This is a genomic window from Acinetobacter lactucae, assembly GCF_013344765.1.
Classification (GTDB): domain Bacteria; phylum Pseudomonadota; class Gammaproteobacteria; order Pseudomonadales; family Moraxellaceae; genus Acinetobacter; species Acinetobacter lactucae_A.
This window is the reverse complement of the sequence record NZ_JABVBF010000137.1, coordinates 1-9,312: the sequence shown is the minus strand read 5'-3', so window position 1 is coordinate 9,312 and position 9,312 is coordinate 1. Positions and strand designations below refer to the sequence as shown.

Below are 9,312 nucleotides of genomic sequence, written 5' to 3'. Positions count from 1 at the left end.
ATTTACAATTCATTTTATTTGTTAGAGAATAAATTATGAGCTATAAACGATCATCTTTAATGCAAGAGCGGATGGAGCAAAATCGTAAGTCGATTTTGAGTTCAGCCAGAAAATTAATTTCAGAGGGAGGGTTTAAAGACGCGCAAATACAAACAATTGCAGAGCAAGCGGGCGTATCAAGTGGTCTTGTTTATCGCTACTTTGATAATAAGAGCCAAGTGTTGATTGAGGTTTTGTCTGAGGCCATTAATACAGAGCTATTGGTGATTGATTCGATTACCGAAAGTGACTTATCGGCAAAACAGAAATTACATAAGGCTGTGGCAACTTTTGTAAAACGGGCACTCAATAGTCCCCAGCTTGCGTATTCACTCATGTTTGAACCCGTCGATTCAACGGTTGAACATGAGCGTTTTCGTGTGAAGCAATTGATTAAACAAAGTATTAAAAAAATACTTGCGGATGGAAATGCAAGTGGTGAGTTTGTCTTGGACGATTTAAATACAGCCGCACTTTGTGTAGTCGGCGCCATGACCTATGTGGTGGTTGAACCTCTAGACCCAGCTCAAAATACAAAGTTTGATCATGTGCATAAAGACTATTTTTCAAAACAGATCGCTGACTTTTGTGTAGATGCTGTGCAGAAGAAATAGGGCATATAAAGGATAGACATTACAAAGTAGGCGGTTTGGAAAAGTAGTTGCAGTAACAACAATTAGATCAGGTAAGAAGAGAATTAGAAGAATCAAGGAGAATGATTCAATGCAACAAGAACGGTTAAGTTACGCCTCGGGACCAAGCACACAGCCCTTATTGGGTATGACCATTGGTGAACAATTTGATCAGGCCTGTCAGCAATATGCTGAAAAGGAGGCAATCGTTAGTTTTCATCAAAACAGACGATTAACCTATAAAGCTTTACAAGATGAAGTAAACGCTTTTGCTTGTAGCCTTTTAAAATTGGGATTAAAAAAAGGAGATCGGTTAGCCATCTGGTCACCTAACTGTGTGGAGTGGACAGTTACCCAATTTGCAGCCTTTAAAGCAGGGATTATTTTAGTCAATCTCAATACAGCTTATAAGAGTCATGAACTTGAATATGTGTTGAACAAAGTCTCATGCAAAGGATTGATTATTGCTTCTCAATTCAAAACGACTGATTACCAAGAATTACTCACAAAAATTGCCCCTGAGTTAATTAACAGTCCAGATAAAGTGCTTAGTTCAGAACGTCTGCCACATTTAAAATTTGTCATTAAAATTGATGATCAGCAACATACGGGTATTCATCGCTTTAGTGATTTAGTCACTACGCCGACATCAGAACAGTTAGAAGAGTTAAAACTATTAACCAAGCAACTTCAGTTTGATGAAACCATTAATATCCAATTTACTTCAGGCACAACCGGTAACCCTAAAGGGACCATGTTGACCCACCATAATATTTTAAATAATGGCTATTTTGTCGGTGAAGGCATTCGTTTAACCCCTCAAGATAAAGTGTGTATTTCTGTGCCGTTGTTTCATTGTTTTGGCATGGTCATGGGGAATCTAGCCTGCGTAACGCATGGGTCAACCATGGTCTATCCATCTGCTGTATTTAATCCTTTGGAAACTTTAAAAGCGATTCATCAAGAACGTTGTACGGCAGCTTATGGCGTACCAACCATGTTTATTGCAACCTTAGAGCATGAACAGTTTAATGATTTTGATCTATCGAGCTTAAGAACAGGCATTATGGCAGGTAGTCCTTGTCCACGTGAAATTATGCAACGTGTTATAGACCGAATGCATATGTCTGAAATCACCATTTGTTATGGCATGACTGAAACCTCGCCAGTGAGTGTACAAAGCTCGGTAAATGATTCGATTGATAAACGGGTAAGCACAGTTGGGCATGTTCATCCGCATGTTGAAATTAAAATTGTCGATTTAGAAGGGCAAATTGTTCCGCAAGGGACTTTGGGTGAGCTATGCGTCCGTGGTTATTCAGTGATGGCTGGTTATTGGGGTGAAGAGGAAAAGACCCGTGAAGTGATTGACACGGCTGGCTGGATGCATACGGGTGACATTGCCGAGATGGATCAAGACGGTTTTATTAAAATTAAAGGCCGTATTAAAGATGTCGTGATTCGTGGTGGGGAAAACCTCTTTCCGAAAGAGATTGAAGACTTTTTATATACTCATCCAGACGTAAGCGATGTACAGGTGATTGGCTTGCCAGATGCGAAATATGGTGAAGAACTTTGTGCATGCATTATTCTGCATGAGCATCACCAAGTCGATGAAGACAGCATCCGCCAATTTTGCAAAGAACACATTTCACACAACAAAGTGCCGCGTTATGTCCGATTCTTTAATGAGTTTCCAATGACTGCTTCTGGCAAAGCCCAAAAGTTTAAATTGCAGGAAATTATGCGAGCTGAACTTAATTTAACAGGAAATGTCTTTGACTGAATAAGTCAAAAGCTCGGTCAAAGTGCGGCAAAGGAAAATCGAAATACGGTTTAAATAGAGGGACACGCAAAATGGCAAAAGACTTTAATAGCCCTAAAGTAGTCGAAGGATATGATGCACATATTCGTAAATTAATTCCGGGCTATGAAGTGATCCACCAACAGGTGGATGCCATTTTGCAGTCGGCGTTGCCACCAGATGCTCATATCTTAATTGTGGGCTGTGGTACGGGTTACGAACTCGAATATTTACTTAAAAGACATCCAAACTGGCAATTCACAGCGGTTGATCCATCTTTGACTATGCTGAAAAAAGCCCAAGAACAGGTTGAACTTTTAGGTAAGTCTTCCCAAGTCACCTTTGTTCACGGTGAAACGTCAGCTTTACCTCTTGAAAATTGCTTTGATGCTGCACTTTCTATTCTGGTGGCTCATTTTATTGAAGATGAGATAAAACCTGTTTTTTTTAAGGATATTTATGATCGTTTAAAAGAAAAAGCAGTTTTGCTGACCTACGATTTAATGACTTGTGTAAACCCACAGCAACTGAAAGCCTTACGTTATTTATGTTTGGTGCAAGGTTTAACGGAAGAGCAATGTCAAAAAATGTTAGAGCGTATGGACCAAGACTTTTTTAGCCTAACTACTGAAGGATATATAAAACTTTTAGAAAAAGCTGGTTTTGAAAGGGTGCAATCTTATACGCAAATTTTGACGTATCAGGGATTTATTGCAAAAAAATAATGGATTTGGGAAAGCGTTAATACGGATATAAAACCTGCATATTCTCAATGAGGAAGAGAATATAAAAACTGAAAAAAATTAGAAGATTTAGCTTTACTTAAAACAAATTCAAAAGTGGCTTTTAGGCCGCTTTAGGGAGGTTTTGTCTAAAAAATATGATCGAAGGTCTTTCTTGTGAAAGAAAGGCAAATTTTAAGCACCTATTTTAGATAGGTACATAACAAAAAGGATGTCGAGATCTTTAAGTGTAATTAAAGATCAAAAGGAAAATTTCATGATGAAAGTTTTAAATACAACGGTTCAAAAAAGCCTATTGACTGTTTCTGTAACCCTGTTTGTGTCTTCTGCTTTTGCAGGCCAAACAGATCCTGAAATAGCACAACTTCGCCAAGAAGTGAAAGAACTTCGGGCTATGTTACAAGCCAACATGCAGGCACAAAAATCTTTATCGCAAGCACGAGTTGAGCTAGCAAATTCAGTGCCCCCTCAAGCCGTACCACCAATACAGCAAGGTTTAACCAAGTCTGGTGCAGAATTTAACTTATATGGTTATATACGGGCAGATGCTTCTTATCAAATGAAGGGCGCATCTACTATGTATAACAATATTAGTGGGGTTCCGCTCGAAAATACGCCAGAAGAATCTGCTCAAAAAGACCAATTACACAGTACTGTTAATGTAACGCGCTTTGGGTTGAATTTTAAAACCCCAACTGCTGTGGGTGACGTGGGTGGAAAGTTAGAAATGGACTTCTTTGGGGCAGCCACTCGTGATCAGTTTCGGATACGCCATGCTTATTTAACTTTTGATAAATGGCTCATTGGTCAAACATGGTCAACTTTTATTGCACCAGAATATTATCCGGAAACGATTGATGCAGGCACATTTGTAGGCGGTGCATTATTAAGATCACCGCTGGTTCGTTATAGCGATAACTTAACTGCCAATACAAGTTTTGCTGTATCGGTTGAAGACCCGAAATATACCGCTGCATCAGATCCCGATAACAAAATGCGTTTACCTGCTTTGGTAGGGCGCTTAAACCATAAATTTGCTAATGGTTCGATGTTATCTGGCCGTAGTTTTGTTGCCGAAAAGAGAACTAATCATGATGAGGAAGTCGCTTGGGGCGTAGGATTTGGCGGTAAATACCAAATCACTCCTGATACATTACTTAAAGCCGATTATTACCATGTCAAAGGAGATGGTCGTTTCCTACTATGGAGTAACAGCGGTTATGCAATAGATGATCAAAACAATATGCATAGCAATGAATTTGACACTATTTCTTTGGGGATCACTCATCAGTTCACGCCACAAATTCGTTCAACCTTAGGTTATGGCTATATGAAAGCCAAAGATGATAACCGTTTTGCCGAATTACAACGTAATAGCACCACCCAAAATAAAGAGCTTTGGCAGGGCTGGGTGAATGCACTTTATAACCCTTACAAGCCAATTACCTTGGGCGTCGAATATGTTTATGGCGAACGAGAAACTTTTGATGGGCGTAACGGGATTGATAACCGCTTCAATATGATGGCGAGTTATGACTTTTAATTTATTCAATAAAACCTTGAATAATCTGTTTTTTCTTTAGGGTGCAGTATGTCGTTTTAAAAAATTGAATATGAATTTATCTCACAGAGGAGGTGAGTAAATGACAACATCTAAATTAAATGTAAATGAAGTTATTGATCAGGCCAGATTTACCCCTTTTCACTGGAGTATTTTACTTTGGTGCTTATTAATTATTATTTTTGATGGCTATGATTTGGTGATTTATGGCGTTGTATTGCCTTTGCTGATGCAAGAGTGGTCGTTAACAGCTGTACAGGCGGGGATGTTAGCAAGTACGGCACTATGCGGAATGATGTTTGGGGCAATGTTCTTTGGAACTTTGGCAGACAAAATAGGTCGTAAAAATGTGATTTTAATTTGTGTCACTCTTTTTAGTGGATTTACCTTTTTAGGTGCTTTTGCATCAAGTCCAATTGAGTTTGGGGTGCTTCGATTCTTGGCGGGACTTGGTATTGGTGGGGTCATGCCAAATTTGGTTGCACTCACCTCAGAATATGCACCTAAACGTATACGAAGTACGCTGGTGGGGAGTATGTTTAGTGGTTATGCGATTGGGGGAATTCTTTCAGCATTAATTGGTAGTTATTTGGTTGAAAGTCAGGGATGGCAAATCATGTTCCTGATTGCAGGCATTCCACTATTTTTATTACCTGTCATTTGGAAGTTTTTACCTGAGTCATTAACTTTTTTAGTTAAAACGGGAAAAATTGAACAGGCACAACGCATTATTCAAAAAATTTCACCTGAACAAAACCTGACTTTAAATACACAATTAGAACTTAATGAAGATAATGTTCCAACAGGTAGCTCTGTAAAAGGATTATTTCAGCAAGGCCGTGCATTCAATACACTCATGTTCTGGCTCGTATTCTTTATGTGCTTACTCATGGTGTATGCCTTAAGTAGCTGGTTACCAAAACTCATGCTGGCAGCAGGCTATTCACTCGGAAAGAGTATTTTATTCTTGCTTGCCTTAAATGTTGGCGCAATGATCGGTTCAATTGGTGGCGGTATCTTATCTGATAAATTCCATTTAAAACCAGTAATTATGGGAATGTTGCTGGCGGGTGTTATCGCTTTAGTCGGTTTAGGTTTTAACTCACCAGCTTATATTTTATATGGTTTGGTGACTGTTGCAGGAGCAGCAACGATTGGTACTTCAATTCTTCTTTATAGTTACGTTGCACAATATTATCCATTAAGTGTGCGTTCTACTGGGATTGGCTGTGCTTCTGGTGTAGGCCGAATTGGAGCAATTGTTGGACCCATCTTAACGGGCTTGTTATTAGGTTTAGAATTACCGCATAAGATGAATTTTGTGATGATCGCAATTCCTGCAATTTTGGCGCTTTTCGCTGTTATGGTGCTTCGACGACATGCAGCAGAAAAACAGTCTATTACACCAAAACTTAACGTCGAGTTAGAGGGAAATTAATCAATATTGATACAGGTAGGGAATAACTTCCTACCTGTATCTGGAGGTTTTATTGATTAAGGAATTGCTTTAAATCAACCAGATTTGCCATTTGTTGATTACCGCGATCATTAGGATGTAAATGATCTCCCGAATCATAAATTGGATTTAATCGATCAGAATGTTTGGGATCTTTTAAGCCTTGATCAAGATCAAGTACGCCGTCAAATGTATGGCTGGTTCTCATCCAGTGATTAATGCGCTGACGTAATTCATCTTTATTCGGTTGATAGTAATTATCTAAAGGAGTGTTGGGTAAGGCACCTGAAAATGGTAATAAGGTTGCCCCAATCACTTGAATACCTTGGCGATGTGCTTCCTCTACCACACGTTTATAGCCTTGGGTTAAAGCTTCAAAAGTAGGTATTGGTTGTTTAGGTGCAAATGCGGTGCCCGGCCATGAAATATCATTAATACCCACCAGAACAATTAATGTTTTCACTCCAGAATATTGAAATACTTCTTTTTTTAAGCGCTCTAAAGCACTGTCGCCCATACCGTCGTTAAGTAACCGATTTCCTGAAATTCCACTATTAATGACAGCCACGTGATGTGCAGATAAGCGCTTAGCTAAAAAGTCAGTCCATCGAGTATTTGCATCTAAAGTTGCAGTTGCGCCGTCAGTAATGGAGTCTCCAACCACTGCAACAACATGGGCTTTACGCTTCGGTTTTACTTCTACAGCCGACAATAATAATCGCGCAGTTGTGGTTTTGGCACTGCTAGGCGTATTTAAGTTCGCAGTCTGGTTGCCAGCAATAATCCAACTGGTTTGTTTCGCATTCCAATGAAAAGTTTTAAATGTAGTTGGCCTTTGAATAAAAGTATTTACCATTAACTCTGCATGATCTGGAGCAGGGAGCTGGATTGGATCACTCATCAGCTGTTTGCCAGGTAAAATTTGTGCTTTAAGCTTTCCAGAGAAATAAACTGGATAAGCATTCTTAGATTTTAGGCTTTGTCCTTTGACTAGCCCCACAGTAGTTTTATCAATATAGAGCGGTTGATCCCCATATTGATTGGTAAAAATGAGCCTAACAGCTTCACCACCTAAACTAATTTGACTGATTTGTTTGATGGTTTGATTAGATATTTGCTCTGGAATATTGGTCGGGAAAACGAAATCTTTATTCCAGACTTTTTGGGGGCTGGCTGCCCAAGTGGTAATCCATTGGCTCTTTTGTACTTCTGCTTGTGCAAAGCTCGTAAATAAAATGAGAGAGAATAGGGCGGGTTGATAAAGTTTCATCTCGTGAACTCTTTAAAACGAATTAAATTTATCTTGAAACAAATTGCTAGTTTGTTATAGCGACATAGATGGAATAAGATTTGTGAATGAAATTCATAAATAGATTTTGTTATGTCATATTTTGATATTAATCGGTCTGGCGAGTTGGCAATTTTTATTCGAGTGGTTGAGCTTGGGAGTTTCTCTGCCGTTGCAAGAGCTTGTGACATGACGCCGTCTGCGGTCAGTAAGTTAATTTCTCGGTTGGAAAAAAGACTTGGCGTTAGATTGATTAACCGTTCAACACGTCAGTTTCAGCTTACCAGTGAAGGATGTCAGTTTTATGAGCAAGGCATTCACATATTGAATAGTTTAGATGAACTAGAACAATCAGTTACTGCAAATCACATGCCGCAAGGGCGAATTAGAATTCATACCAGTCTTTCATATTGGACACATTTTTTATTGCCTTGTATTTCTCTATTTAACGAGTGCTATCCACAAATTGAATTAGAGGCTCATTTGAGTGATGATGTTATTAATTTAGTTGAGCAAAGAATTGATGTTGCAATTCGGACGGGTCCTTTGAAAAGCTCTAATTTGGTTGCTCGCTCACTCGGAAGTACTCAGAAACATTATGTATGTTCACCTGCATATATTGAAAAATATGGTCGTCCTCAGCACCCAGAAGAGCTTTATGAACATCAACTTTTAGATGTAAGTTATCAGCGCCAGAATAAAACATGGTTCTTTAAAAAAAATGATCAAGACATTACGCTTGCACCCACTAAAGTTTTAAAAGTAAATCATGGAGAAGCAATCTTACAGTTAGCGTTTGCAGGTGTAGGCATTGCACAGCTTAATGGATTCCAAGTCCGAAAAGCGCTAGAACAAAAGCAGTTAATTAAAATTCTTGAAGAATGGAATCTGGATGCTTCTGAAGAATTTCATGCTGTCTGGATCGGCCATGATAAATACGTTCCGAAACGTGTAAGGGTCTTTCTAGATTTCTTGGTGGAACATGCAAATATCAGTTAATTGAATCTTTTCTAGCACTTAACTGACATTTGTGAATTGTTTCATTCATTGTTTCCACAAAGTTCATGTTCGCATCAATATTTTGTAAGCTTACTTTTTCTAGATCTTCTACAAATTGTGGCGAATAATGTTCTTCTAAAGCGTCATAAATACAATTGCATTGTGAGAGCGCGTGGCCTGACCATACACAATGTGTATTGAATTCATTTTTACTGATAGGTCTGCATCCTAATAAACTAATAGAAATTATTAATAGAGTGCACACTAAAACAATACGATATAAAAAAAACATCATTATTGATCTTCGTTGGTTGTTGTTATCGTTAACTTATGCTTATAGATGTAATCATCTTTTAATAGCATTAAATATGGAGAGTTTCTGCCTAAAAAGATAAAAGTATTGATAGATAAAAAGATGAGAGGAATTCTTTAAAAGTGTTTTAAGCTGAACAAGATGATAATGAAGAGTAATAAAAATAAAATGATATAAAATAATAGTCATTAGAGACTCCTTGATAAAAGAAGTTGCGCCCAATCACTGCTATTAATTATGGTGGTGAAACGAAAGAGGGTTAGCAGACTGATACCTAAGAAACCAGCACACCCGAAGGTGTCCCACTCCCGTTCCTCCGTCAAAGGCACGAGGGGCTCCACACCAAAAAACTTGTTTTTAGCGCACTTAGGTAGACGATCTGCTAAAATCGACTGACAAAATAGGTCAGCGGATGAATCATAAGCTGAGCATTAAAGCGGGTCAATTGCAAAAATAAAATATTGGTTTATATAAACA

The 9,312-nt window shown here is 38.5% G+C and carries 8 protein-coding genes; 6 read left to right on the top strand and 2 right to left on the bottom strand.

The window, feature by feature from the left end:
• Positions 1 to 35: 35 nt before the first annotated feature.
• The 5 genes from HUN22_RS12930 to HUN22_RS12910 all read left to right on the top strand — a co-directional run bounded on the left by HUN22_RS12930 (position 36) and on the right by HUN22_RS12910 (position 6,217).
• A complete protein-coding gene (locus HUN22_RS12930; protein WP_217488181.1) occupies positions 36 to 653 on the top strand; it encodes a TetR/AcrR family transcriptional regulator in 618 nt (205 codons plus the stop codon).
• 109 nt (positions 654 to 762) lie between these two features.
• Positions 763 to 2,457: an AMP-binding protein gene (locus HUN22_RS12925; protein WP_174730017.1), complete on the top strand. Its 1,695-nt coding sequence runs from the start codon at positions 763 to 765 to the stop codon at positions 2,455 to 2,457.
• Positions 2,458 to 2,528: 71 nt separating this feature from the next.
• Positions 2,529 to 3,200: a class I SAM-dependent methyltransferase gene (locus HUN22_RS12920; protein ID WP_174730014.1), complete on the top strand. Its 672-nt coding sequence runs from the start codon at positions 2,529 to 2,531 to the stop codon at positions 3,198 to 3,200.
• A gap of 277 nt (positions 3,201 to 3,477) precedes the next feature.
• Positions 3,478 to 4,761 carry a DcaP family trimeric outer membrane transporter gene (locus HUN22_RS12915; RefSeq protein ID WP_174730020.1) on the top strand — a complete coding sequence of 428 codons (1,284 nt, stop codon included), beginning with the start codon at positions 3,478 to 3,480 and terminating at the stop codon, positions 4,759 to 4,761.
• Positions 4,762 to 4,861: 100 nt separating this feature from the next.
• Entirely contained in the window at positions 4,862 to 6,217 is a 1,356-nt protein-coding gene (locus HUN22_RS12910; protein WP_174730011.1) for an MFS transporter, read from the top strand.
• 49 nt (positions 6,218 to 6,266) lie between these two features.
• On the opposite strand, the gene HUN22_RS12905 is transcribed toward HUN22_RS12910, so the two are convergent.
• Positions 6,267 to 7,505 carry an SGNH/GDSL hydrolase family protein gene (locus HUN22_RS12905; protein WP_174730008.1) on the bottom strand — a complete coding sequence of 413 codons (1,239 nt, stop codon included), beginning with the start codon at positions 7,503 to 7,505 and terminating at the stop codon, positions 6,267 to 6,269.
• A 111-nt stretch (positions 7,506 to 7,616) separates the two neighbouring features.
• Between HUN22_RS12905 and HUN22_RS12900 the strand changes: the two genes are divergently transcribed.
• A complete protein-coding gene (locus HUN22_RS12900; protein WP_174730005.1) occupies positions 7,617 to 8,522 on the top strand; it encodes a LysR family transcriptional regulator in 906 nt (301 codons plus the stop codon).
• On the opposite strand, the gene HUN22_RS18190 is transcribed toward HUN22_RS12900, so the two are convergent.
• A complete protein-coding gene (locus tag HUN22_RS18190) occupies positions 8,515 to 8,817 on the bottom strand; it encodes a hypothetical protein (protein ID WP_254617540.1) in 303 nt (100 codons plus the stop codon). The two genes, HUN22_RS12900 and HUN22_RS18190, sit on opposite strands and share 8 nt — an antisense overlap.
• Between the last annotated feature and the right edge of the window lie 495 nt (positions 8,818 to 9,312).